The organism is Pseudomonas kulmbachensis (assembly GCF_963681935.1).
Classification (GTDB): Bacteria; Pseudomonadota; Gammaproteobacteria; order Pseudomonadales; family Pseudomonadaceae; genus Aquipseudomonas; species Aquipseudomonas kulmbachensis.
The window spans coordinates 2,193,006-2,217,873 of sequence record NZ_OY817088.1 but is presented as its reverse complement, the minus strand read 5'-3'; the positions used below and the strand labels follow the sequence as shown (position 1 = coordinate 2,217,873).

The window sequence follows — 24,868 nt, the reverse complement described above, 5'->3', positions numbered from 1 at the left end:
TAGTGAACAAGTCCCAGTAAGTCAGAATGTAGCGTTGATTGTTACGCACAATAATCTCCAAGGTTTTTTCGCCATGTGAGCATTGTTACATTTGATCTTCGGCATAAATGGCGGCACTAATAATTGCACCGCCCCAGCGTCAGCGGCCATAGCAGAGGGAGACCGGGTTGCCTGAGGCTGTGGTGTTCTTGGCGCTGCCGAAGGTATTTTCTGGGGCTGCACTGGTTTTTAATCCGCCTAGCTGGGGGCTGAGCATCTGGATGACGCCGCCGGCTACGAGCGCAATGCCTACCGGCGCAAGAGCCTGGAAGCCCGGGATAAACCAGGCGATGATCATAACCACCCCCACGATTGTCTGTAGAAGACCTGCTCGTTTACTGCCGGTGATAACCGGCACGATTTTGATCTCTCCCCGTCCGTGATACCCAAGTTCACCCTTACAGATATTCCGCTTTCCGCGGAAAACCGCAAATTCAAGACCCTTTGCTTTCGCTGAACTTATGAAACGCCCCAGCCCTGGTACTTGGATGCAAAGGGCTTTGATCGTTTCTGCAGGATTCCGGACTGAAAGCCGATACTCCTTACCAAACTGACGCAGTGCGCCGCAGAGTCGAATGGTTTCGAGGGGCGAATAGTCAATTGCAGATGCAGCCATTACTTTTCTCCGGATGTAAAAAAACCGCCCGAGGGCGGCTTCAGTGAAATATTTCTTACTTCTCAAAACCGTACTTATAGGCATTCACGAACGGCGGATTCAATTGCCGTTCGGCCAACGCCAGGCATCCATGCTACTCGCTGAAAGAAGTCTACCTTGCTACCTGAAGACGTCTTTTGGACCTCTAAAAGCTCGTCAGTCAACTGAAACTCGCCAACAACCAACCGGTAGCCACTTTCAGTCTCTGACATCGATGCTTCCGATCTCGCGTCCTGCCAGCGCGGCAGGACGCACAAAGCATACTGCTTTGGCTCTTTCTTCGTGAAGGAGCTGAGGGTTGGCTTATTTGCTTTCAGGTCACTGGGAGATACACACCCTGCCAGCATCAGCACAATAAACGCAGTGAAAAATCGTTTCATTAAACGCTACCTTTCTTGAACCAGCATGCGACTAACGTATCCGAGTCAACCTCAAGTTACCGTCCGATGGGATCAAAATACGGTAGACCTCACTCGCGCCTGACTTCAGCTCAGTACTTTGCGACTCGGCGATATTCGGGCAGAGCCCGCCGCCCGTCTCTAAACGAAAAAGGTACGGCCCCGGGTCGAGTGCAAGCTTGATTTGCTCACCCTGCCGAATTGCAAAAACCTTTATATTATTTACATAAATGTCATGGCTACAACCGGACCCCATGTAACCGGAGTCTCGTAAAAACGTCACAGCCGCCTTGTCCTGAGGGACAGATATGGGGGCAACATAGGACCGCTCGTAAATACGATTTTCCTCAACGGGCTTGCCTGTAGTTTCCGTTACTGGAGATGTAGAGCACCCCGCCAAAAAGCCCAGCGCCAGCGCCCCTATCAGAACTCGCATGTCGTTCCCTCAATTGATTTGGCGGGACTTTAGCATCAGCAACGCCGTCATGGCAGAATGCCCCGCCAACAATAACGGAGCCTGTGATGAGAACCTTCGGAATAGCTGCACTAATGCTTCTGCTCACAGGGTGCGTGTCAAAGGTCGTTGAGTACACTCCGACCAAGATCAGCCCAGAGCAGGCACGCTCGGTAATTGAGCAGGTGCTGATGGAGCAACCTCTCAAGACCAGGCCGGAACAGGTCGTGTTTACTGATGAGTACATTGGTTATGGCAGCGGCATACTCTCGACCACCAGCGGCTTTGCCAGTGCAGTCCCTCTCGGTGGCGGAGCGATAGCAGCAGGCAGCTCACGAACATCGTCAAAAGCCGTTCAGACTCGTATTTACTACAACTCAATCGGTAGCGTAGCCCTCTACTCGAAACGCGGCCGATGGGTTGTGCAGACTCGGAGTACTGGCGGTAACGTCATGAACAGCTCACTTGTAGATACGCAGAAGAAAGCTGAACGTTTCGTGGATGCGATGATTTCTTTGAAGCGCGGATAGAAGTCACCAAACACACAAAGCCCGCACTTAGCTTGGCTTTCTTATTACAGGGCACCGAGAACAATAGAGCTGTGCGGGGACCTCAGCTGAAAAACCACCAAAGAACTGCAGCGATAACTAGCCAGGTGACCACATGCGCCCACAACGGTGTTGGCGGCGTAGGGGCAGAAACTTTCTTTGCGGCCCCGTAGAGCTTCGACGAAGAGATTCCAGTTCCCGGAATGCCAGTAGTTATCCGCGTACCGCGCTTACTGAGATTTACTGTTGCGCCTTTCACGCCTAGAGATGTGCTGACGCCACTCTTGCTGATGTTGATTCGAACGCCAGGGGCTATTTTGATGCTCTTCCTGATTCTGAGGGCCATAACTCAGTTCCTTTGAGAGAAAGGATCACTTTAGCATTAAAACGCCACTACAGAAATCCACCACAACTAGGCACTGTCCAGACATCAAGTGTGGATGGAATTCCAGTGGCTGTACCAAGCTGCAGCGTAGTAGCGTTGCGCCCCCCAGCTAAGAAATTCGAGGGATTGAAGATGGCAGAGATAACCGCAACCACAGCCCACCGAATCAGGCAAATAGCCCCGACGATTCTGACCGGAGCTGACGAATGGAACTATGTCTATGGCATTGGAGCAGCAGTGCCTGCTTCTGGTATCTATCGATGCACAGGTTGCGGCGATGAGATCACTTCCAACAAGGGCGATAAGTTCCCCCCTCAAAATCGTCATCAGCACGCCGACCAAAAGGTAGAAGTGCGTTGGGAATTGATCGTCAAAACCCAAACAAAAGGCTAAAGGATTCCCCAGTCCTTTACCTGCAAGCCCAAGGACTGGGGTTACGCTAGCATCGGCGTATAATGCAAGGAAAATGATATGTCAGAACCTACCCTCACCTTCAAACTCCTCGGCCACACCAAACGAGACGACGGTTTGATTGCGCGCTATCACCTGGAAGTCACCGATACTCGGAGTGACAGGACCGTGACGGTCTCTGTCGAGCCCAGGCACCTTGCATCAGCCAGGAGCATGAAAAGAATCCTGCTAGATCGGTGCATGCTCTACAGGGCAACACGGGCGTCACACGACCATGTGCTACTTGAGATTACTGATCCGCAGCCAGAAGCAATCCAAGAATAGCCCAGCCAGCTGGGCTTTCGGGTACGCATAAATTTACACCGCGTTTAGACGGTCAACCATGTCTGGAAAGCGCTGAACCAATTTGATCAACAGCGCTGCCTGGGCATTGGGCTTTGACTTCGACTGCTCCCAATTTTTCAGTGTGTCCGGGCTGGTTCTGATCTGCCGGGCAAACACTGGCTGAGACATGTGCAGCTTCTCGCGAATGGAAACAATTTCGGCAGCAGTCACTTCGGGAGCCGGCAACGCCTCCACTTCGTACTGACGAAGGGTGATCTTCCCTTCACGATGTTCGCCCATCTCGTTCACGCCTTGCATCAGCTCGGCAAACAGATCGCGCTTTTTCATTTTCCACCTCGTTGTTTCAATTCTGCACCAATGGCCGCCTTCAGTACTTTCTCCTGATCGGCGGTCAGGTTCTCCAGCTCATCCTTGTCGTAGATTGCAAACATCCAGAACTGACCATCATCCAGCAGCCAGTAATAGATGACCCGCAACCCGCCACGCTTGCCCTTCCCTCTGCGGGCATCTTGCCAGCGTAGCTTTCGAAATCCACCCGTACGCGGCATTACATCGCCTGCGGCCGGGTTCGCCTGCATTTCTACTTGAAGCTGCCGGTATTCATCGTCAGTCAGGTAGTCACCCAACGTGGCAGTGAAGCTTGTGGTTTCAAAGAAGACTGTTTTCATTGGCGCTAAGTGTACGCAGATTGCCTATAGAATGGCAAATGGTTGCAGCCTGTACGAATCCCCAGTAACAACCCATCACCTACCGTAGTAGCCTCCTGCCCTTACGCAATAGGATTTTCCCAGTCCTTTACCTACAAGCCCAAGGGCTGGGGGTGCGCCAACTTCGGCGCATTTATGACCTGGAGGTCAATGTGAGCAATGAACTACCTAAAGACCCAGATAGCGCGGGATGGTTTCTCGGTTGGGGCGTTTTGAGGAATGCACCGTGGAGCCTCCACGGCGTTTACTTAAACAAAGCTGAAGCGGAGTCTCAAGCAAAGGTCGCTGGTGAGGGGTACGTTGCACGGTATGGGTCCCACAGACCGGAAACAGATGATTTCGTCTGGTCTGATCTAACTCAGAACTGATTCCATAGTCATTGAGCCGGGGCCTGAGACGATCCTTGCCTTGAGCCCCGGCTTAGCAGTGTAAACCCGAACATACCCATACCCATACCCATACCCGCCTGGCCCGACTTTCCCTTGAAACTCAAGCGATCAATCTCAACTTCCCATCCAGAATGGCAACCTCGGCTTCAGCGCCGCAGATACCGTCTTTGGTAATGGCAAATAGGTCGTGAATGGTCAGCATGTAACGCTGGCTCGGCTGCATACAGCTCTCCTCCTGCCGGATGGGCAGCGATAGATGAATTGAAGGATTCCCTCAGTCCTTTACCTGCAAGCCCAAGGACTGGGATTGCACCAATATCGGCGCGTATACGACCCAGAGGTCAAATGCAAAACGTATAACACCGCTTGGCTCAATTGGAGCAATCAGCAAATACTGTCTCAGCGGTAACTTTGAATACACTTGGCGCAATTATCAGCGCAGCTACGAAGCTGGAGGCTGTAGACAGACAGGCTTTGCGGGAAGATCTTGAGTCATACAAAGCGACTCAGATCCAGAACGGTAGCCAAGCAGAATATGTAAAAATACTCTCCTTCCTGCAGTCTCGGATTTACTGATTTTAAATGGGCGCTGGCTTCGTTGGAGTCGGCGCTTTCTCTTGCCCAAGCCCAACAACTACCTGAGCCCCCGGTTTGGTTGTTACAAATACAACTTTCATAAATTTCTCCTGCGGCCACGCCGCGTCATGTTGGTAATTTTGCGTCTTTATGCCTGAGGATCAGGCGCGTTCGATCCAGCCAAGGCCCGCCATAAACCATTACTTCAGACGGCCGTCCGTAAAGGTGATGCAGCAAAAACGGCCCTGCCCCGAACACATTTAAGTCTTCACTAGGTAACGAAGTATCATCGCCGAGATAAATCCCCGCATGATTCGGGTGAGCCGTTCGCCCAATCGCCATAATTATCAAGTCACCGCGCTGCGGCTGATCGACCCGCACAAAGCCCGCTGCTTCGTAATTGGACTCGTAAAGGCTGGTGTTGTCCGCACTCTCCCACCAACCATCCTCACGCTTGAAAGCTTCAAACTCCAGCCCCCATTCGCGTTTGCACCAATCAGCACAAACCTGCCAGCAACCCCAGGCACCGTGAACAAATGGGCGCTTCAGCATAGGCGTACTGCCGGTCGGAGTAATCGTGCGCAAATCCCCCTCAGGCCAGCTCAAAATATGCCAAGGCAAGGCCGTGGCCTCACACATAGCCAAGTCATGCGGTGACGGCCAACTGGTTGCGTCCGGGTGCGAGATTTCATTCTCAGCAAAAGCGGTGTGCGGGTGTCCTGGCAAATGATGCGCAACCGCTGGGACGCGACCCGCCTGCTTGCCGCCGATAAGGCCAGGGCATCGGGATCTGAGGAGGAGGCAAAGCGGATCATGCAATTTCAGTTTCGTGATATCAGGCCAAAGCCTGCGTCGGAAATTGCAGATATTTCGGAGGCGAGCGCACTTCTTGGGCACTCAAAAGAAGGGATTACGGAACGTGTTTACCGGCGTATCGGAGCCGTCGCCAAGCCCACAAAGTGAAATAGTTATGGAACACCATGCTCAAAGTAATGGAACACTTCACTTTCCTGAGCCCATAAAAAAACCCCGCAGACCTTGATCTACGGGGCTTTCGAATGTGGAGGCCGAAGCCGGAATCGAACCGGCGTGGGCGGATTTGCAATCCGCTGCATAACCATTTTGCTATTCGGCCAATTGTGCTTGAGGTTTCGTTAGAAGCGTCAAAAACAAGAGTTTGTTACTGCGATGTTATCGCTACAAGCATTTGATTCTTCAGCACTTCAGGTAGTTGCCCCCGGGCTGATGGCGCGCATTATGTACTAGAAGGTTGAAGCTGGCAACCCCCTGAATTCTAATAATTTTTAGTTATTCTCAGGTCACCGGTTTTCAGATCACGACATTGCGCATAAAGCGCAATATCCCGTCGCCTTCGTTGCGGTACACATGGGGTCTGTTGCTGGGGTACATGTAGAACTCTCCCGCGCTAAAGCGCAGCGCCTGTTCGTCGATCACCAAAGTCAGGCAGCCTTCGAATACGTACAACTGTTCGCTCCAGCCTTCACCATCTGCCTGCGAGTGGTATTCATCACCCGGCTCCAGTGTCCATTCCCATAGTTCCACTTCGCGTGTAGCCGTGGCTTTGGACAGCAGTACCGCTTTGCTCCCCACCTGGGTGCCGCTCCAGGCCACTTCGTTGATGCGACTCGGGTCGGGCGAGCCAGGAGCCTGGATCAGGTCGCTGAACCCTACGTTCAAGGCTTCCGCAACGCGGTCAAGGGTGCTGAGGCTGACGTTTTTTTCCCCCGCTTCTATGGCTACCAGCATCCGGCGACTGACGCCAGACAGTTCTGATAAAGCGCTTTGGCTCAGGTGCGCGAGCAGCCGGAGACGGCGGACGTTCTGGCTGACGTGTTGCAGGACTGACGCACGCTGTGAATTTTCTTTGGGCACTATATTGCTCACCTTGTGGGGCTGCGCAGTATACTGCCCAGCTTTGGCGCATTGTGCGTCTCCCTTCACGTAGCACGCAAGGTTGCGACGCCATTGAAACTATCCAGACTGTTGTCTCTGACTTCTCGCTTGAGTAAAGCGGAATGCGTGCTGATCCTTATCACTATGGTGTGGGGTGTCACCTTTCTATTGGTGCAGCACGCGTTGACGGCGAGCGGGCCAATGTTTTTTGTGGGCCTGCGCTTTGCTGCGGCAGCGGCAATTGTTTCACTGTTTTCGATTCGCAGTCTGCGTGGCATTACCTTGTTCGAGCTTAAGGCAGGCATGTTTATCGGGGTTTCGATCATGCTCGGCTACGGCTTGCAAACCATTGGCCTGCAGACCATACCCAGTAGCCAGTCGGCGTTTATCACTGCGCTGTATGTACCCTTTGTACCATTACTGCAGTGGCTGGTACTGGGACGCAGGCCAGGGTTGATGCCCAGCCTGGGGATCATGCTGGCCTTTACCGGGCTGATGCTGCTGTCCGGTCCGAGCGGCGCCTCCCTCGATTTCAGCCCTGGCGAGATCGCCACGCTGATCAGCGCTATTGCGATTGCCGCCGAAATTATTTTGATCAGCGCTTATGCAGGCAAAGTCGACGTGCGCCGGGTCACGGTGGTTCAGCTCAGTACTGCGTCGATTCTGGCCTTTTTGATGGTTATTCCTGCACAAGAAGCCATTCCTGACTTTTCATGGCTATTGTTAGTCAGTGCCGTGGGCCTTGGCGCCGCCAGTGCAGCGATACAGGTAGCGATGAATTGGGCTCAGAAAAGCGTTTCACCGACCCGCGCAACCCTTATTTATGCCGGTGAGCCGGTCTGGGCCGGTATCGCAGGGCGCTTGGCTGGCGAGCGGTTGCCCGCCATTGCATTGCTGGGCGCGGCGCTGATTGTGGCCGCGGTGATTGTGAGTGAGTTAAAAACCAAGACCAGGAAGCTCGATGAACCTCAAGAAAAGCAAGGCGATGAGGCCTGCGATTGAAAACAGCAAGACGATTATTCTTAATTAAAAGTGCTCATACAGAGATCAGGCTGAAGGAAACATTTACCGGTGGTCGATGGACTTTGTAGGATTCAGCCACAGGTTCAGTGTTGGTGATCTGCAACTCGCCACGTATGATCGTTTACAAACTCCTGCAGATTAGAAGCCTATGTCCCTGATAGTTCTACTGCTTCTGCCCTTTGTCGGCAGCTGTCTGGCGGCTGTTTTGCCGCATAACGCACGTAACAGTGAATCACTGTTAGCCGGTCTGATTGCATTGATCGGCACTGTTCAAGTAGCCCTGCTCTATCCGCAAATTGCCCACGGTGGGGTCATTCGCGAAGAGTTCATGTGGCTGCCCAGTCTCGGCTTGAATTTTGTCCTGCGCCTGGACGGATTCGCCTGGCTGTTCTCGATTCTTGTGCTTGGCATCGGCACGTTGGTGTCGCTGTACGCCCGCTATTACATGTCACCCGAAGACCCGGTGCCGCGTTTCTTCGCATTTTTCCTGGCATTTATGGGCGCCATGCTCGGCCTGGTGCTGTCGGGCAATTTGATTCAGATCGTATTTTTCTGGGAGCTCACCAGCCTCTTTTCATTTTTGCTGATTGGTTATTGGCACCACCGCTCGGATGCCCGACGCGGCGCTTATATGGCGCTGATGGTCACGGGCGCCGGGGGGTTGTGTCTGCTGGCGGGGGTCATGCTGCTTGGCCATGTCGTCGGCAGCTATGATCTGGATGCTGTGCTCGCCGCGGGCGACAAGATCCGCGCCCACAGTCTGTATCCGATCCTGCTCCCTCTTATCCTGATCGGCGCCCTGAGCAAGAGTGCGCAATTCCCGTTTCACTTCTGGCTGCCCCACGCAATGGCGGCGCCAACTCCCGTATCGGCTTATTTGCACTCGGCAACGATGGTCAAGGCCGGGGTCTTTCTGCTGGCCCGCCTCTGGCCTTCCCTGTCAGGTAGCGAGGAGTGGTTCTGGATCGTCAGCGGCGCCGGTGCCTGCACCCTGGTGCTGGGCGCTTACTGCGCGATGTTTCAAAATGACCTTAAAGGGCTGCTGGCCTACTCGACAATCAGCCATCTGGGCCTGATCACCCTGCTACTGGGCCTTAACAGCCCGCTGGCAGCGGTTGCCGCAGTGTTTCACATCCTTAACCATGCAACGTTCAAGGCCTCGCTGTTCATGGCGGCCGGGATCATCGACCACGAAAGCGGCACGCGGGACATCCGCAAGCTCAGCGGTCTGTTCAAACTCATGCCCTACACCGCAACCCTGGCCATGGTGGCCAGTGCCTCAATGGCCGGGGTGCCGCTGCTCAACGGGTTCCTGTCCAAAGAAATGTTCTTTGCCGAAACCGTGTTTATCAACTCCACGGCCTGGGTCGAAATCGCCCTGCCGGTGATCGCGACCATCGCCGGTACGTTCAGCGTGGCTTATGCCCTGCGCTTTACCGTGGATGTGTTCTTCGGCCCTCCGGCGACAGACCTGCCGCATACCCCGCACGAGCCGCCACGCTGGATGCGCGCTCCGGTTGAGCTGCTGGTGCTGACTTGCCTGACGGTCGGTATCTTCCCGGCACAAACCGTCGGCCCGCTGCTCGCTGCAGCCGCGCAACCGGTGGTAGGAGGAGAGCTGCCCGAGTACAGCCTGGCCATCTGGCACGGCCTGAACGCACCGATGATCATGAGCCTGATTGCCTTGTCAGGCGGCATCCTGCTGTATGTGTTGCTGCGCAAACAGCTCAAGCTCGAACGTTTCCCGCTGCCGCCACTGGTCAAGTACTTCAACGGCAAGCGTTTCTTCGAGCGCAGCCTGGTAGTGATCATGCGCGGCGCACGGCGAATCGAGCGGCGCATCAGCACCCAGCGCCTGCAAACCCAGCTATTCCTGTTGATTCTGGTCGCCGTCATCGCGGGGCTGATCCCGATGCTCTACAGCGGCCTGAGCTGGGGTGATCGGCCGAAAATACCGGGGTCGATTGTCTTCATCACCCTCTGGCTGATTGCGATTGCCTGCGCACTGGGCGCCGCTTGGCAAGCCAAGTACCACCGGCTTGCAGCCCTGACGATGGTCAGCGTGTGCGGCCTGATGACCTGCGTGACCTTTGTCTGGTTCTCGGCGCCGGATCTGGCCCTTACCCAACTGGTGGTTGAAGTCGTGACCACGGTGCTGATCCTGCTGGGCTTGCGCTGGTTGCCTCGACGTATCGAAGAGGTCTCGCCATTACCCGGCACCTTGCGCAAGGCTCAGATCCGCCGTTTGCGTGACTTGTTGCTGTCCACTGCGGTCGGTGGCGGCATGGCGTTGCTGTCGTACGCGATGCTGACCCGCCAAACCCCCAACGATATCTCTTCGTTCTACCTCAGCCGGGCCCTGCCTGAAGGCGGCGGCAGCAATGTGGTGAATGTAATGCTGGTGGATTTCCGGGGTTTCGACACCTTGGGCGAAATCACTGTTCTGGCCGCCGTGGCCCTGACAGTGTTTGCCCTGCTGCGACGCTTCAGACCCTCCAAGGAAAGCATGCAGCTGCCTGCCCAGCAACGCCTGCTGGCCAAGGACGTGATGACCGATCTGGTCAACCCGCGCAGCGCCAGCGACACCGCACTGGGCTTTATGATGGTACCCGCAGTGCTGGTACGCTTACTGCTGCCAGTGGCCTTTGTGGTGTCCATGTACCTGTTTATGCGCGGGCACAACCAGCCGGGCGGTGGCTTTGTCGCAGGCCTGGTGATGTCGGTGGCGTTTATCCTCCAATACATGGTTGCCGGCACGCAGTGGGTTGAAGCTCAAATGAGCCTGCGACCCTTGCGCTGGATGGGCACCGGCCTGCTGTGTGCAACCCTGACCGGCCTGGGCGCAATACCTTTGGGCTATCCGTTCCTGACCACCCATACCGTTCACTTCAGCTTGCCGCTGTTGGGCGATATCCATGTGGCCAGCGCCCTGTTCTTCGATATCGGCGTGTACGCGGTGGTCGTTGGTGCAACCCTGCTGATCCTTACGGCGCTGGCTCACCAATCGGTACGAGCCCATCGCCCGAGTAATCAGCTTGCCCCGCAACCTCCCCTTCAATCCGCTCTTGCAACCAAAGAAGGAGCCGCCTGATGGAAGAAGTCATTGCCATTGCAATCGGAGTATTGGCCGCCTCGGGTACCTGGCTGGTTCTGCGTCCGCGAACCTTTCAGGTGGTCATGGGCCTGTGTCTGCTGTCTTACGGGGTCAACCTGTTTATTTTCAGCATGGGCAGCCTGTTTATCGGCAAGGAGCCAGTGATCAAGGACGGCGTACCCCAGGACTTGCTCAACTACACAGACCCGTTGCCCCAGGCACTGGTGCTGACCGCTATTGTCATCAGTTTCGCCATGACCGCGCTGTTTCTGGTGGTCTTGCTGGCCTCTCGGGGCCTGACCGGTACCGACCACGTAGATGGCCGGGAGCCTAAAGAATGAATTTGATGCCGCACCTGATCGTCGCGCCTATCCTGTTACCGCTGCTGACCGCGGCCTGCATGCTGATGCTGGGCGAAAAACACCGCCCGCTGAAAGCCCGGATCAATCTGATCTCAACCCTGCTCGGCCTCGGCATCTCAGTGATGCTGCTGCTGTGGACCCAACAACAAGCCGTTCCGACTTCGATTGGCGTGTACCTGCCGAGCAACTGGCAAGTGCCTTTCGGGATTGCCCTGGTAGTTGATCACTTGAGCGCCCTGATGCTGGTCTTGACCGGGATCATCGCCAGCTGCGCCCTGCTGTTCGCCATGGCCCGCTGGGACCGCGCCGGGGCCAGTTTCCACGCACTGTTCCAGATCCAGCTGATGGGCCTGTACGGGGCCTTCCTGACCGCCGACCTGTTCAACCTGTTCGTGTTTTTCGAAGTCCTGCTGGCCGCCTCCTACGGCCTGATGCTCCACGGCTCGGGCAAGGCACGGGTGTCTTCGGGGCTGCATTACATTTCGATCAACCTGCTGGCGTCTTCCTTGTTCCTGATCGGTGCGGCCTTGATCTACGGCGTCACTGGCACGTTGAACATGGCTGATCTGGCACTGAAGATTCCCCTGGTGCCCGAAGCCGATCGCGGCTTGCTGCATGCAGGCGCGGCCATTCTGGCCGTGGCGTTTCTGGCCAAGGCCGGCATGTGGCCGTTGAACTTCTGGTTGGTGCCGGCCTACTCGTCGGCCAGCGCCCCGGTGGCAGCCCTGTTCGCGATCATGACCAAGGTCGGGATCTACACCGTGCTACGACTGTGGACCCTGCTGTTTTCCGGTCAAGCCGGAGCCTCGGCGTACTTCGCCGGAGACTGGCTGATTTACGGCGGCATGGCGACTATTGTCTGTGCCGCCATTGCCATCCTCGCTGCCCAGCGACTGGAACGCATGGCCAGCCTGAGCATTCTGGTCTCCGCCGGTATCCTGTTGTCGGCCGTGGGCTTCGCCCAGCCCAACCTGACCTCTGCGGCGCTGTTCTATCTGATCAGCTCCACCCTGGCCCTGAGCGCACTGTTCCTGCTGGCCGAGTTGATCGAACGCTCGCGTTCTTCCAGCGACCTGGTGCTTGAGGACGATGCAGAACCACAGCCCAGCCTGGCCGAACCTTGCGCCCCGCCCCGCGGCAGCAACCTGGATGACGAGCAGAAAGTGGTTGTCGGGCAGATCATCCCCTGGACGATGGCCTTTCTGGGGTTGAGCTTTATCGCCTGCGCCCTGTTGATTATTGGCATGCCGCCGCTCTCCGGGTTTATCGGCAAACTGAGCCTGCTCAACGCCCTGCTCAACCCGATGGGCCTGGGCAATGCAACTGACGAGCCGATTTCAATGGCGGCCTGGAGCCTGCTGGCGTTGTTGATTCTCTCCGGGCTGGCATCCTTGATCGCCTTTTCACGCATGGGTATCCAGCGCTTCTGGACACCGCTTGAGCGTCCGTCACCGATCTTGCGCCGTATCGAATGCCTGCCCATCGTGCTGCTGCTCGGGTTGTGTGTGGTACTGACATTCAAGGCCGAGCCGGTGTTGCGTTATACCCAGGCAGCTGCCGATACCCTGAACAATCCCGAGCGTTATGTAATGGCCGTGATCGGCACACGCCCGGTGCCGAGCCCGCAAGCCAAGGCCGCAATGCCGGAGGTACTGCCATGAAGCGTCTTTTTCCAGCTCCCTGGTTGTCTCTCGCACTGTGGGCGCTGTGGTTGCTGCTCAACCTGTCGTTGAGTGCCGGCAACCTGTTGCTGGGTGCAGCGCTGGCCATTCTGGCACCACTGATGTTCGCGCCATTGCGGCCGCTGCCAGTGCGCATTCGTCGTCCGGGAGTGATCCTCAAACTGTTCTTTCTGGTGGGCCGCGATGTGGTGATGTCCAACATCGCCGTGGCTTTGGGTGTGCTGCGGGCAGGTTCCAAGCCCCCGCGCTCGCGGTTTGTCAAAATCCCCCTGGACCTGCGTGACGCCAACGGGCTGGCGGCCTTGTCGATGATTACCACCGTGGTGCCTGGCACCATCTGGTCGGAACTGGCACTGGACCGCAGCGTGTTGCTGTTGCACGTCTTCGATCTGGATGACGATGCGCAGTTTATCGAGCACTTCAAGACGGCCTACGAACGCCCCCTGATGGAGATCTTTGAATGAGTGCCCTGCTCACCAATGCCATCCTGCTCAGCCTGTTTATCTTCAGCCTGGCAATGGTTCTGACCGTGGTCCGGCTGTTCAAGGGCCCCTCGGCCCAGGACCGGGTTCTGGCACTGGATTACCTGTACATCCTGGCCATGTTGATGATGCTGGTGCTGGGTATCCGCTATGCCAGTGACACTTACTTTGAAGGTGCACTGCTGATTGCCCTGTTTGGCTTTGTCGGCTCTTTTGCGCTGGCCAAATTCCTGCTGCGTGGCGAGGTGATCGAATGAATAGCGTCGGCGAATTGTCGCTTTGGATTGAAATACCGGTGGCCGTGCTGCTGGTACTCAGCAGCCTGTTTGCCTTGTGCGGTGCCATCGGCTTGCTGCGCCTCAAGGAATTTTTTCAACGCATGCACCCACCGGCACTGGCCTCGACCCTTGGCGCGTGGGGCGTGGCACTGGCCTCGATCGTGTATTTTTCAGCGCTGAAATCGACACCGGTACTGCACGCCTGGCTGATTCCGATTTTGCTGTCGATCACTGTGCCCGTGACCACTTTGCTGCTGGCCCGGACCTCGCTGTTCCGTAAGCGCATGGCGGGTGAGGATGTACCGGCGGAAGTCAGCAGCGGTGGGCGCAGCGAGAACGGTAACTGAACCCCTCGAATGATCTGTAGCCGCTGAGGAGCGGAGCGAGGCTGCGATAAGGGCCGAAGGACCTTCAAGATTTCAGGGTCGCTGCGTAACCCATCGCAGCCTCGTACCTAGTCAGCGGCTACGAATTTGGATTTGGATTGGAATTACATCCAGCCCAACCAACTCCAGTACGTCGCGCCAAACAGCAGCATCAACAAATACCCGATTGCCGTAACGATCAGTCCGACCTTGGCGAACTGTTTGGCGGTAAAGGTTTGCGTACCCAGGCACACCATGTTTTGCGGGGCGTTGATCGGCAGGATAAATCCGTAGCTGACCACAAACCCCAACAACATGGTCATGCCCAGGCGGTTGAACTCACCCGGCAAGGTTTGCAGCACCGCGATCAAAATCGGCAGCAGTGCCGAGGTCAGCGCGGTGGCACTGGCAAAGCCCAGGTGAATCAAAATCAGGAACGCCCCCAGAATCGCGAATATCCCCAGCGGCCCGACCTGATCCAGACCGGTGTTCTCCACCACCTGCGCGCCCAGCCACTGCCCGGCCTGGGTGGTCAGCAAGGCCGTGCCCAGACTGATACCGACCCCGAACACAATCACCGTGCCCCACGGAATCCGCGACTGCACATCTTTCCAGGTCATCACGCCAAAGCGTGGTAACAGCAAAAATACCAAACCGGCATAGGTGGTCGACGTGGTGTCGAAGCTGTGTAACTTGCCCTCGGTGGCCCAAGCCAGCAGCAATGCGATGGACACACCCATCAGGCGTTTCTGCGGCCCGGTCATCGGGCCCAGTTCAGCCAGTGATTTCTCAACCGCTTCCTTGCCGCCGGGAATGCTGTCGCTCTCGGGCGGGAGCATCTTCAGTACCACAAACAGCAGTACCGCCGACATGATAATGGCCCACGGCGCACCGGCGATCAGCCAGTCGAGCCAGTTCACCCGGGCCCCGAGCATCTTGTCCATAAAGCCCACGGTCAGCAGGTTTTGCGCGGCCGCGGTTTGAATCCCGACGTTCCAGATACTGGTGCCCTGAGCCACCACGATCATGATCCCGGCAGCGATGTTGGAGCGCTTGTCTACGCCAAACGCCATGATCACCCCCATCATGATCGGCACCACACAAGCGCTGCGAGCCGTGGCGCTGGGCACCACCAGACTGAGCAGGATGGTCACCGCAATCGCCCCCAGCAGTATGCGCCGGGTGCTGGTGCCGATACGGGACAGCGTGACCAACGCAATACGCCGGTCCAGGCCGGTATGGGTCATGGCTGCGGCAATAAACAACGCACCCGCTACCAATGCCAGGGCGGCATTGGAGAACCCGGTCAGGGCCATGGTGATACCGGCGGAAGTGCCGTAGAGCTTTGACGGATCGGCCAGGGTAGGCGCCATGCCGATCAAAAACGCCATAAGCGAGGTGATCATGATGGCGCTGGCTTCGTACGAGACGGCCTCGGTGATCCACACCACCACGGCAAACGCCAGGATCGCCAGCATGCGGTGACCGGCCACGGGCAAGTCGGCAGGCAATGGCAGCAGCAAGATGCCGATCATGACCAGCACCGCAATCACTAGGCCTATGGGGAGTTTCGCTTTGGCCGTTGCAGGCGTAGGGGTGGTTGCAGGCGCGTTCATGGCCATTTCCTTGAGCTTGAAATCGCATGCAGCATAGGTCAAGTGCAGCCTATGGGTCTTGATGCCTGTCAATCATGCGAGTAGCCGCTGAGGAGCGAAGCGAGGCTGCGATAAGGGCCGTAGGACCTTCAAAATTTCAGGGTCGCTGCGCAACCCATCGCAGCCTCGCTTCGCTCCTCAGCGGCTACAGGTAATTCGGGTAATTCAGGTTCACTGGATCTTGTAGTGAAAGGTATTGCGCACTCCCGGGACTGTCACCGGTTGGCCATCGACCAGCCGTGGCTGATAACGGAACGTCGCCGCCGCCACCAGTGAAGGCCGGATAAACGCTGGGTGACAGTTACCCACCACCTTGGGGTTATCGACCTTGCCCTGGGGTGTCACCGAGTACTCCACCGTACAATCACCTTCAATGCCCTTGTCCAGCGCACGCTGCGGGTAATCGGGAGCTTGTTTGCTGATGGGCAGGTACTGGCGCACATCTGCTGCCGCAGCGGCCTGTTGTGCTCGCCGGGCATTATCCGCCGCTGCAATTCGGGCCTGTTCCGCCATTGCCTGCTGGCGCTGAGCCTCAACCTGCGCGGCTTCCCGTTGCTCCGCTTGCGCCTGTTTCTGCGCCTCCACACGCTTGCGCGCCAGCACTGCCTGCTCCAGCTTGCGCGCCTGTATCTGCGGGTCGACCTTGGGCTTTACCACCTCAGGTTTCACCTCGACCACCGGCGCCGGTGCCACCACCTGCACCGGCTCGGGTGCCACTGGCGCCACGACCGGTTCGGCCGGCAACATCACCAGCCGGGTTTTCAGGGTCGAGGGCGTAGGCTCCGGCAACGATTGCTCCATGCTCCAGCCCAGTACCAAAAAGGCCACGACGGCGCTGTGCAAGGCAACGCTGACCACCAGCGCCTGGCTGTTGTGCCACATCCGGGTCCAGGGCAACGGCGGCGCCTGCGTCAACTGGCCGTGCATCAGCGCGGCACTCATTGCGGGGCCTCGGTCACCAGCCCCAGGTTGCTCACTCCACCTTGCTGAAGGGCAGCCATGGCCTTGACCACGCTGCCGTAACCCGCCTCGTTGTCGGCACGGATATACACCTGGGTGTTGCTGTCTTGCGCCACCACCTGGCTGACCTTGGCTTGCAACTCTTCAAGGCTGACGGCGCTGTCGGTCTGGTTCCTGGTGTCCAGTTCGCTGCCCAGATTCCAGTAATAACCGCCCTCGGCCTTGACCGACAACGTCAGGATTTTTTGCTGACTGTCATTGACCAGCGCTTCGCTGGCAACTTTCGGCAGTTCGATTTTTACCCCCTGGGTCAGCATCGGCGCGGTCACCATAAAGATCACCAGCAGCACCAGCATCACGTCGATGTAAGGCACTACGTTCATTTCGGCCTTGGGCCCGTGTTTGCGCTGTGGTCGAGCAAGCATGTTGAAACTCCCTTTCAAGCGACGGCAGACATGTTCCGCGAACCGGTATGCAGGTTGCGGTACAAACGCATCTGCACTTCATTGCCGAGGCTGTAATAACGGGTCAGCAGGGTCTGGCCACGGGCCGAGAAACGGTTATAGGCAATCACTGCCGGTATCGCCGCAAACAGGCCAATGGCGGTAGCGATCAGGGCTTCAGCAATACCCGGAGCGACGGTGGACAGCGTTGCCTGTTGCACCTGGGACAAACCGATAAAGGAATTCATGATCCCCCACACCGTGCCAAACAATCCGATATAGGGGCTCACCGAACCCACGGTGGCCAAAAACTGCAGGCCTTTCTCCAGGCGGATTTCCTGCTCGCTGATGGCCACATACAGCGCCCGCTCAACGCCCTGCATCACGCCTTCGGCATCCACTCCCGGCTGCTGTCTGAGTTGGGCGTATTCACTGTAGGCGGCGGTAAACACCTGCCCGGCCCCCGCATCTGCATCGCTGGCGTCACGGCTTTCCCGGTACAGCGCATTCAGTTCGCCCTGAGCCCGCAACCGCTGCGCGAAGCTGTCCATATCGCGTTCGCTGCGGCGCAAAATGGCGCTGCGGCGCACGATCAAAAACCAGCTCAACAGCGATGCCACCAGCAAGGTCAGCATCACGCCCTTGACCAGCAGGCTCGCGTCGCTGATCAGTCCCCAGATTGTCATGTGTTCCATGGTTGTGTGCATGTTGTGACTCCAGTAAGGGGTATTTATAAGCGACTTAAATGACCGGCTTATGGCAAGTGCAGCGCCTTGGCCACTTCGCTCCAGGGGATGTACTTGAAGTTCTGCGCCTGCTCGGGCATTCGCTTGCGGCCGTCCTGCACCACCAGCAAGCCTTTGCTCCAGGGGCCGCCGAGGTTGGCCGAAGTCACATCCAGGCCATCGGTCTCCGACGCGCCATCAATCCCCGCGGCGGCATTCACCCCCACCCGAAACGCGCCACGCAGGGCGTAAGGCGGCTCGGCATCGACCACCACATAGCTGTCGTTGCCTTGGCTTGAGATCACCAGGTAGTTGTCTTTTTCGGTCTGATACAGGCCCATACCTTCAATATCGTCGTGCACCTGCTCACCGACCTTGATCACATGAGTGAGGGTCGCTGGCTGGTCGGGACGGGCATCCACTGCCCATACCGCAACATCCTCTTCGCCGAGAAACAGCCGCTGGTTGCGGTCATCTGCCACACAGCCTTCGGGCTGGGTTGCAACCTTGAACTGGCGCACCAGTTCGCCCTCGACCTTGTCACCCTTGGCGAACAAGCGGTGCTGCACAAAAGTGCCGTCCTTGTCGTTGGCAAAACTGTAGATCTCGCCCGTTGGCGCCTTGAACAGACACAGCCCGTAGATGTCCTTGACCGGGGTGGCTATCTCGCCAGCCTCCTGCAGTTCACCGGTGGCGCGATCAATGCTGAACACGCTCAGGCTGTTGTGATCACGATTGGTCGCCACTGCCAGGTCTACGGTGCGCGAGCCCAAGGTGAAGCCCGGGCGTATATCGACGTTATTCAGGCGCCCTACCGGCAAATGCTGCACACGCTTGCCTTGCAGGTCGTAGACTTCAAGGCCCTGCTGTTTATTGGTGCCCAGCACCCGACTCAGGGCCGGAGTATGCGGATGGACCCAGATCGCCGGGTCATCCGCCGCATCGCCCTGACTCATCACCACCTCGGTTTGCACCCCAGGCCTTACGCTCGGCAATACCGGCGCCAGGCTCACCGGCGTGGCTTTCCAGTCCAGCGCGCCTTCATACAGCTTGCCGCTGGCGCCGTCCTGTACCAGCAGTTCAAGACCTTGCGCGGTCTGGCGCAGCGCCAGGTGCTCAGGCTCGACCACACCGGCCAGCGCCAGGCTGGCCGCCGGTGCCCAGCCTTTGCCCTGCTGCTGATAGAGCTGCAACTGCGCTGCTTCTGGATCAAGCCCAAGCATCCCGCCCGGCACCAGCGCCATAGCCCCGGCCGTTTTTTTCACATTGCCGAAGGGCTCGACCAAGGCCACAGGGGTGCGCTTTACATCGGCCTCGGCATGCGCCGGATAGGCCCACCAGCCGACATTCTCTTCGTTGACGAACAGGTTCTGCGCGCCGTCATCGACTTGGCAGAACTTGGCTTGCGGCGGCAATGGCAGGCTGCGTACCAGCAGCGGTTGTTGCAGACGCTGACTGTCGGCGGCGACCAGCCACTGCTCACCCTTGCCCTCTTCGCCCACGGTAAACAAGTAGATATTGCTCGCATCGTCCTGATACAGGCACACGCCATTCACCGCATAGTCACGGGCGGGCAGATAAGACGGCGCCTGCCATTCATGGCTCTTGGGGTCGAGGCTGAACAGCGCGACTTGCTGCTTGTCCTTGTCATTGCTGGCGACCAATACCTGAGCACCCAGCGCACGGCTGTCCAGCCCGGCAAACGCGCCCGGCACCCGGCTCAGGGTTTTACCCTGCTTATCGAGCAACAGCAGACCTTCGCGCTTGCTGACCGACAGGCGTTCGTCGCCTGCGCCATTCGGCAAGTAGCTCAGGGCCTGGGCCTGGCTGGTGGACCATTGCTGCAATGTCGGAGCGACCAGTTCGGTGGCCGCCTGGACGCTACCTGCGCTCAGGCAGATCAGCAGGGGCAGCAGGGGCAGCAGTCGAGGTTGGCGTTTGAATAGATGAGTCATGGGTGATGCCAGTCCATATAGAGATGTGAGACCGCGTTGCCTGTATCGCGAGCAAGCCCGCTCCAACAGGAGGCCATCGAGCATTTAAAAGTGGGTGAAGGTCAGGCCCAGCGAGTAGGTCGGGCCGTATTCTTCGTACTGGTTGTTGTAGCGACGGTTGCCGCTGTAAACGAAGTACGGCTGGTCAGTCAGGTTCTGGGCGTCGAACTTGATCTGCAGATTTTTGGTCAGCGAGTAGCGGGCGCTGAAGTCGACAAAAGTCTGCGCATCGACATGGGTGTCGTGGGCCTTGTCGTTGACCCCGGCCAGCTCGTAGAGGTAGTCCGACTTGTAGTTGGCCGACAGGCGCAGGCTCAGCTTGTCGTCTTCCCAGCCGAGCATCAGGTTGCCGACGGTATTGGACTGGTTCGGCAAATCGATATCGCGCTTCATGTCGGTCCCGGTCGCCGCATCGAACCCTTTGATGCTGGCGCTGGAGCGACTGAAGGTGCTGTTGGCCCCCAGGATCACGCCGTTCCAGGGTGCTGGCAGCCAGTCAAATTTCTGCGAGTAGGCCAGCTCCAGGCCGTAGAGCTTGGCACTGTCGCCGTTGGCGTAGCTTTGAGCCTCGGTGAAGTCGACCCACTCGCCACTGCCGGCCAGGTCGTTGTTGTAGACGAAGTTCTTGATGTCCTTGTAGAAGAGGAACGCCGATACCGTGCCCGCCTGCCCCATAAAGTGCTCGATACCGAGGTCGAAGTTGCTCGACTCCAGCGGCTTGAGGTTGGGGTTACCGAACTCGGCCTTGTCATCTTCGATCACAAACCCCGGTGCCAACTGGCCAAAGGTCGGGCGCACTACGGAGTTGGTCCAGGCTGCTCGCACCTGGGTGTTTTTCGCCAACTGGTAACGGGCATGCAGCCCCGGCAACCAGTGATGGTAGTTACGCTTGGTGTCTTGAGCTTCGAAGGCGCCATCGCGCACGCCAGTGCCCTTGGCCTCGAACTCAGTGCCCTCGTAGCGCATGCCCGCGATAAAGCGCCAGTCGTCGATATCGACGGTGTTCATCAGGTAGGCCGAGTTGATGTCTTCACGCATGGCGAAGTCATTGGCCCGAGATGTTTGCTCATCGTAGAAATCGTTGGGGTTCAAGCCGCCAATCAGGTTCTTGATTGCCCCGCCACTGATACCTGGGCCGTACTGGCCGAGGTTGTAATGCAGGTTGCCCTTGTTGAACTGGCTGAGGTTCAGCTGTTCGTCGCTAAAGCCCAAATCCGAGAAATTCTTGTAGGACCAGGCTTCGAGGTCGTTGTCCTTGTTGCGACGGCTGACCTTGCCGCCGAATTTGACCTGGGAGGCATAGCCCTGCACGTCGTAGTCGCGGGCCAGGTCGAGGCGGATATTCTTCTCGGTGTCTTTGGTGTGTTGCTCCTGCCAGTCCACCTTGTCGAGGCTGAAGTTGGCGGGGTCATAAAAGCCTGCACCGATGATGGGCCGCGGCTTTTCGGTGTCATAGAAACCACCGTTACCGACGCTGGAATTTCCTTTGAAAGTGGCCCCGGAAATGCCCCCCGGATTGTCTTCGCTGGATTCGCTGTAACCGGCCTGCCCGCTCAGGGTCCACAGGCCCAGCATGCGTTCACCACCGAAGACGTAAGACTGGATTTCCTGGGTTTCTTCGCGCTGTTTGAGCTTGCGTTTGGTCTTGGTCTTACCCACCTCGCCCTCGGCCTGTGGGTCGGCAAATTCGAAGGCGGTAGAGTTGCGGGTTTCACTGTCCTTGAAGCGGCTGTAGAGCGTGCGCAGGTACAGGCTGGTGTCGTCATCGGGCTTGTAGTCGAAGTTCAGGCCGCCGCCGGTGCGCTCGCGGCTGATGTCATACACCCGCTGCTCGAAACTGTTGAGTTTTGCGCCATCGCTGAAGTCCCAGTCGCCCCCGGTTTCGACGTTGTCCGAGCGAAAGTCGCGTTTATTCCAGCTCAGGGCTGCCGCTACACCGAAGTTGTCGATGCCGTCACCGAGGCTGAAACGGTCACTGATGGCGCCCGATACCTTGGGGCTGGTTTGATGGCTGTTCTTGTTGTACCCGGCTTCGGTGCTACCGGTGTAGAACAGACCTTTATGGTCAAACGCCGACAGGCTTTGCACATCCACCGTGCCGCCCAGGGAGTTGGCGTCCATGTCCGGGGTCAGGGTCTTGATCACCGACAGCGACTGCACCAGTTCGGATGGCAATACGTCCAGCGCCACGGCGCGGCGCGCACTTTCCGGCGACGGCACCAGCGTACCGTTGATGGTCACGCTGTTCAGATCCGGCCCCAGACCACGTACGCTGACGAAACGGCCTTCGCCCTGATCGCGTTCAATGCTGATGCCGGGCAAGCGTTGCACCGCTTCGGCGACGTTGGCGTCCGGCAACTGCGCTACGCCATCGGCATGCACCACGCTTTCGATATTGTCCGAATTGCGCTGTTGCTTGAGCGCCTTGTCCAGGCTTACCGCCTGCCCGACCACTTCAACGTGCTCGGTGGCGCCAATACTCGATGCCTCGGCGGCGCTCAGACGCTCGCTGGCAATTGCCAAGGCCAATGCACTGAATGTAAAGCCGACCCACTGCGCCCTGCTGCGACACTTGTACATGTTTGCCCTCCCCCAAATACGCACTACAGGCCGGGCAAATGGCCCGACAACTTGGGAGCGAAAGCTAGGGCCAGCGGATGACAGCGCTGTGACAGCGTTCGGCGTAACGCCCGGAACAGAAGGTTTTCAGCGGGGTTTTGCGGGGAAATGAGCTGATTTGACTCCTGTACAGATGGCCCCCAAACCTGTAGCCGCTGCCGCAGCCTGCGACAAGGTCCGCAGGGCCTTGCCCTTCCTGTCAATAAACAGAGGGACGCTCCGCGCCCCATCGCAGCCTGCGGCAGCGGCTACAAAAACAGAGTCCGTGTTTGACTTTTTTACACAACACACCTGAGCTGATTCGACCCGCAACCCCGGTCATACAGCTGTCACACACCTCTGTTGTGCTGAGCGGCAATCGCTTTTGGCAGACACTTCATGACCTGGTTCAACGTGCTTAAACACCATCGCTGGAAACTGTTATTGCTGGTGCTGGCCGCCAATATCGGCGTGTTGCTGAACCTGGCATTCGGCACACCAAAAGCCTTCAGCGAGTGGCAATGGCTGGATATCGTCGGCGAAGGCGGGACAGCCCTGTTTATGCTGTTCTGGCTGGGGCTGGTGCTTAAAAGCCGACCCACCGGGCGGGTCACCAACTACTTGGCGAGCGGCTTGTGCTTTATGTTCTTTTCCTGGTGGATGGACGCGCTGGACGAACTTATTCGTCTGCCCAAACACCTGCACTGGAACCACTGGCTGGAGTCAGGTCCCATGCCCATCGGCATGATTCTGCTGACCATCGGCCTGTTCCACTGGCACCGCGAGCAACAGGCGATCAACCAACAAATGGAGAAACGCGAGCGGGTGTTTCGCGAGCATCGGCTGTTCGACAAACTGACCCCCCTGGGCGGTGCCGAATACCTCAAGCGCCAGGTCAGCGACTGCCTCGCGCAAAGCCTTGAGCAGCAGCAACCGCTGTCACTGCTGGCGCTGGATATCGACGACTTTGCCTCGATCAATCAGCACTATGGCCATGCTGAAGGTGACGCCGTGCTGCAAGCTCTCAGCCAGTTGCTGCTGCTCAACCTGCGCCGTCACGACCTGCTCTGCCGACTGGCCGGTGACCGCTTTGTGGTGCTGCTGCCCAATACCGGAGAAAGCCAGGCCCGGCTGCTGGCCCTGGAGTTGCAACAGGCGGTGCAGAGCCTGGCCCACAAAACCCGGCAGCATGGCGAACGGGTGCATTTGTTGGCCAGTACCGCCGTGATCATGGCAGTGAATGAGGCCCCCGATGAGCTGCTCAAGCGCCTGAACCTGGCACTGGCGCGAGCCAAGCCGCCACGGAGCAAACGCGCATGACGCTGGAGAGCCGCTGGTACGAAACCGACAGCCGTTTTATTGCCGGGCATTACCAACCCGCGACACTGATCGATCTGGCGTTATCCCGGGACATCGACAGCCATCGCCTGCTGCGCGGCACGGGGCTGTTTTACGACGATATTGTCGCCGGGCACACCCGCCTCAGTCCGCAGCAATGCTTTGGCTTGATCGCCAACACACAGCGCCTGCTCGAAGCCGATGACAGCAGTTTTTTGTTTGGCCAACGCCTGTGGCCCGGGCATTACGGACCGGCCAGCCACGCCCTGCAACAGGCGCAAAACCTGCATCAGGCCCTGGAAACCCTGATCCATCACCGGGCCTTGCTCAGCCCCCTGCTGACCCCGCGCCTATTGCTGGACGACAAGTACGCCTACGTGTACTGGCTCGACAGTTGCGGGGCCGGGGAGCAATTGCGGTTTGTGCTGGAAGCCAGCATGACGGCGTTAAAGGCCATGAGTCAGTGGCTCAGCGGCGAGCGCCTGCCATGGGAATGCAGCTTCAGCCACCCGGAGCCGCGTTATGTGGAGCAGTACTGGGTGCATCTGGGGGAGAACACCCAGTTCGGTAGCCAACTGGACATGATGCGCCTGCCCCGTGAATACCTGACCCGGCTCTGGCCCAACGCGTCGGCGATAGCCCGGCAAGTGGCGTATCAGCAGGCGCAAATTGAGTTACACAGCCTAGGGTTCCGCGCCAGCTTGCTCGACCGGTTGTATGTGTACTTGCGCAACAATGCGCAACAGACCCCCGGCCTTGAGCAGGCGGCTCAGCACTTTTCAATGAGCCAGGCCACCCTCAAACGCAAGTTGAACAAGCACGGCACACACTTTCAGGCGCAGCAGGATCAAGCGCGCAAGCATATGGCGCTGTACCTGTACCAGATCAAGGGCATGAGCAACGAAGCGGTGGCCGAGTACCTGAACTTCAACGACCCGGCCAACTTTCGCCGAGCGTTGAAACGCTGGACGGGGTGTACGCCCAACCTGATCAGGCAGTTTTTGGCGTTATAAGCCGAGTACGACTGCTGCTCAATTCATGTAGCCGC

Annotated in this window: 25 protein-coding genes, 1 tRNA gene and 1 pseudogene; 12 read left to right on the top strand and 15 right to left on the bottom strand. The window is 57.9% G+C overall.

Annotated elements, in window-relative coordinates; genetic code table 11:
- Positions 1-139 precede the first annotated feature (139 nt).
- Both U5A05_RS10090 and U5A05_RS10085 read right to left on the bottom strand, forming a co-directional pair.
- On the bottom strand, positions 140-655 hold the full coding sequence (locus U5A05_RS10090; RefSeq protein WP_321836247.1) for a tail assembly protein: 516 nt from the start codon (positions 653-655) through the stop codon (positions 140-142).
- A 74-nt stretch (positions 656-729) separates the two neighbouring features.
- On the bottom strand, positions 730-1,074 hold the full coding sequence (locus U5A05_RS10085) for a hypothetical protein (protein WP_321836246.1): 345 nt from the start codon (positions 1,072-1,074) through the stop codon (positions 730-732).
- A gap of 540 nt (positions 1,075-1,614) precedes the next feature.
- Here U5A05_RS10085 and U5A05_RS10080 point away from each other — a divergent pair.
- Positions 1,615-2,076 (top strand): hypothetical protein, encoded by a 462-nt coding sequence (locus U5A05_RS10080; RefSeq protein WP_321836245.1) that lies wholly within the window; start codon positions 1,615-1,617, stop codon positions 2,074-2,076.
- 82 nt (positions 2,077-2,158) lie between these two features.
- Here U5A05_RS10080 and U5A05_RS24255 read toward each other — a convergent pair whose 3' ends face one another.
- Positions 2,159-2,440, bottom strand: coding sequence for a DUF4236 domain-containing protein (locus tag U5A05_RS24255; protein ID WP_425262899.1), 282 nt, complete (start codon positions 2,438-2,440; stop codon positions 2,159-2,161).
- A gap of 171 nt (positions 2,441-2,611) precedes the next feature.
- Between U5A05_RS24255 and U5A05_RS10075 the strand changes: the two genes are divergently transcribed.
- A complete protein-coding gene (locus tag U5A05_RS10075) occupies positions 2,612-2,872 on the top strand; it encodes a protein L (RefSeq protein WP_321836244.1) in 261 nt (86 codons plus the stop codon).
- 375 nt (positions 2,873-3,247) lie between these two features.
- Here U5A05_RS10075 and U5A05_RS10070 read toward each other — a convergent pair whose 3' ends face one another.
- From U5A05_RS10070 to U5A05_RS10055, 4 genes and pseudogenes are all read right to left on the bottom strand, one after another.
- Complete coding sequence (locus U5A05_RS10070) at positions 3,248-3,562, bottom strand: helix-turn-helix domain-containing protein (RefSeq protein WP_321836243.1); 315 nt, start codon at positions 3,560-3,562, stop codon at positions 3,248-3,250.
- Positions 3,559-3,903: a toxin gene (locus U5A05_RS10065; RefSeq protein ID WP_321836242.1), complete on the bottom strand. Its 345-nt coding sequence runs from the start codon at positions 3,901-3,903 to the stop codon at positions 3,559-3,561. The genes U5A05_RS10070 and U5A05_RS10065 overlap by 4 nt, the downstream gene beginning before the upstream one ends.
- A 528-nt stretch (positions 3,904-4,431) precedes the next feature.
- The gene (locus tag U5A05_RS10060; protein WP_321836241.1) at positions 4,432-4,554 is read right to left on the bottom strand and encodes a hypothetical protein; all 123 of its coding nucleotides are present in this window, start codon (positions 4,552-4,554) and stop codon (positions 4,432-4,434) included.
- Between the two features lie 479 nt (positions 4,555-5,033).
- A pseudogene (locus U5A05_RS10055) lies at positions 5,034-5,591 on the bottom strand (NlpC/P60 family protein); the annotation flags it as partial.
- Positions 5,592-5,633: 42 nt separating this feature from the next.
- On the opposite strand from U5A05_RS10055, the gene U5A05_RS10050 reads away from it, so the two are divergent.
- Positions 5,634-5,870 (top strand): site-specific integrase, encoded by a 237-nt coding sequence (locus U5A05_RS10050; protein ID WP_425262898.1) that lies wholly within the window; start codon positions 5,634-5,636, stop codon positions 5,868-5,870.
- Positions 5,871-5,968: 98 nt separating this feature from the next.
- Here U5A05_RS10050 and U5A05_RS10045 read toward each other — a convergent pair.
- Positions 5,969-6,042 (bottom strand) — tRNA-Cys (locus U5A05_RS10045).
- A 194-nt stretch (positions 6,043-6,236) separates the two neighbouring features.
- Positions 6,237-6,800 carry a helix-turn-helix domain-containing protein gene (locus tag U5A05_RS10040; protein ID WP_321836240.1) on the bottom strand — a complete coding sequence of 188 codons (564 nt, stop codon included), beginning with the start codon at positions 6,798-6,800 and terminating at the stop codon, positions 6,237-6,239.
- A gap of 15 nt (positions 6,801-6,815) precedes the next feature.
- On the opposite strand from U5A05_RS10040, the gene U5A05_RS10035 reads away from it, so the two are divergent.
- From U5A05_RS10035 to U5A05_RS10005, 7 genes are all read left to right on the top strand, one after another.
- Positions 6,816-7,823 carry a DMT family transporter gene (locus tag U5A05_RS10035; protein WP_425262897.1) on the top strand — a complete coding sequence of 336 codons (1,008 nt, stop codon included), beginning with the start codon at positions 6,816-6,818 and terminating at the stop codon, positions 7,821-7,823.
- Between the two features lie 169 nt (positions 7,824-7,992).
- Positions 7,993-10,935 (top strand): monovalent cation/H+ antiporter subunit A, encoded by a 2,943-nt coding sequence (locus U5A05_RS10030; protein WP_261741951.1) that lies wholly within the window; start codon positions 7,993-7,995, stop codon positions 10,933-10,935.
- Positions 10,935-11,279 carry a Na+/H+ antiporter subunit C gene (locus tag U5A05_RS10025; protein WP_003446102.1) on the top strand — a complete coding sequence of 115 codons (345 nt, stop codon included), beginning with the start codon at positions 10,935-10,937 and terminating at the stop codon, positions 11,277-11,279. The genes U5A05_RS10030 and U5A05_RS10025 overlap by 1 nt, the downstream gene beginning before the upstream one ends.
- Positions 11,276-12,961, top strand: coding sequence for a monovalent cation/H+ antiporter subunit D (locus U5A05_RS10020; protein WP_261741950.1), 1,686 nt, complete (start codon positions 11,276-11,278; stop codon positions 12,959-12,961). Before U5A05_RS10025 ends, U5A05_RS10020 begins: the two co-directional genes overlap by 4 nt.
- Entirely contained in the window at positions 12,958-13,446 is a 489-nt protein-coding gene (locus U5A05_RS10015; RefSeq protein WP_261741949.1) for a Na+/H+ antiporter subunit E, read from the top strand. Before U5A05_RS10020 ends, U5A05_RS10015 begins: the two co-directional genes overlap by 4 nt.
- Positions 13,443-13,721 carry a K+/H+ antiporter subunit F gene (locus U5A05_RS10010; protein WP_261741948.1) on the top strand — a complete coding sequence of 93 codons (279 nt, stop codon included), beginning with the start codon at positions 13,443-13,445 and terminating at the stop codon, positions 13,719-13,721. Before U5A05_RS10015 ends, U5A05_RS10010 begins: the two co-directional genes overlap by 4 nt.
- Positions 13,718-14,089 carry a Na+/H+ antiporter subunit G gene (locus tag U5A05_RS10005; RefSeq protein WP_261741947.1) on the top strand — a complete coding sequence of 124 codons (372 nt, stop codon included), beginning with the start codon at positions 13,718-13,720 and terminating at the stop codon, positions 14,087-14,089. Before U5A05_RS10010 ends, U5A05_RS10005 begins: the two co-directional genes overlap by 4 nt.
- Before the next feature lie 143 nt (positions 14,090-14,232).
- Here U5A05_RS10005 and U5A05_RS10000 read toward each other — a convergent pair whose 3' ends face one another.
- The 6 genes from U5A05_RS10000 to U5A05_RS09975 all read right to left on the bottom strand — a co-directional run bounded on the left by U5A05_RS10000 (position 14,233) and on the right by U5A05_RS09975 (position 22,464).
- Positions 14,233-15,723, bottom strand: a complete 1,491-nt coding sequence (locus U5A05_RS10000) for an anion permease (protein ID WP_261741946.1) — start codon at positions 15,721-15,723, stop codon at positions 14,233-14,235.
- Between the two features lie 210 nt (positions 15,724-15,933).
- A complete protein-coding gene (locus tag U5A05_RS09995) occupies positions 15,934-16,704 on the bottom strand; it encodes a TonB family protein (RefSeq protein WP_321836239.1) in 771 nt (256 codons plus the stop codon).
- Positions 16,701-17,147, bottom strand: coding sequence for a protein TolR (tolR, locus tag U5A05_RS09990; RefSeq protein WP_261741944.1), 447 nt, complete (start codon positions 17,145-17,147; stop codon positions 16,701-16,703). The genes U5A05_RS09995 and tolR overlap by 4 nt, the downstream gene beginning before the upstream one ends.
- 14 nt (positions 17,148-17,161) lie before the next feature.
- Complete coding sequence (gene tolQ / locus U5A05_RS09985; RefSeq protein WP_321836238.1) at positions 17,162-17,872, bottom strand: protein TolQ; 711 nt, start codon at positions 17,870-17,872, stop codon at positions 17,162-17,164.
- 47 nt (positions 17,873-17,919) lie between these two features.
- The gene (locus U5A05_RS09980; RefSeq protein WP_321836237.1) at positions 17,920-19,845 is read right to left on the bottom strand and encodes a phytase; all 1,926 of its coding nucleotides are present in this window, start codon (positions 19,843-19,845) and stop codon (positions 17,920-17,922) included.
- A gap of 84 nt (positions 19,846-19,929) precedes the next feature.
- Positions 19,930-22,464, bottom strand: a complete 2,535-nt coding sequence (locus tag U5A05_RS09975; RefSeq protein ID WP_321836236.1) for a TonB-dependent receptor — start codon at positions 22,462-22,464, stop codon at positions 19,930-19,932.
- Between the two features lie 417 nt (positions 22,465-22,881).
- Between U5A05_RS09975 and U5A05_RS09970 the strand changes: the two genes are divergently transcribed.
- Both U5A05_RS09970 and U5A05_RS09965 read left to right on the top strand, forming a co-directional pair.
- Positions 22,882-23,802 (top strand): GGDEF domain-containing protein, encoded by a 921-nt coding sequence (locus U5A05_RS09970; RefSeq protein WP_261741940.1) that lies wholly within the window; start codon positions 22,882-22,884, stop codon positions 23,800-23,802.
- On the top strand, positions 23,799-24,833 hold the full coding sequence (locus U5A05_RS09965) for an AraC family transcriptional regulator (RefSeq protein ID WP_321836235.1): 1,035 nt from the start codon (positions 23,799-23,801) through the stop codon (positions 24,831-24,833). Before U5A05_RS09970 ends, U5A05_RS09965 begins: the two co-directional genes overlap by 4 nt.
- The last annotated feature ends 35 nt before the right edge of the window (positions 24,834-24,868 follow it).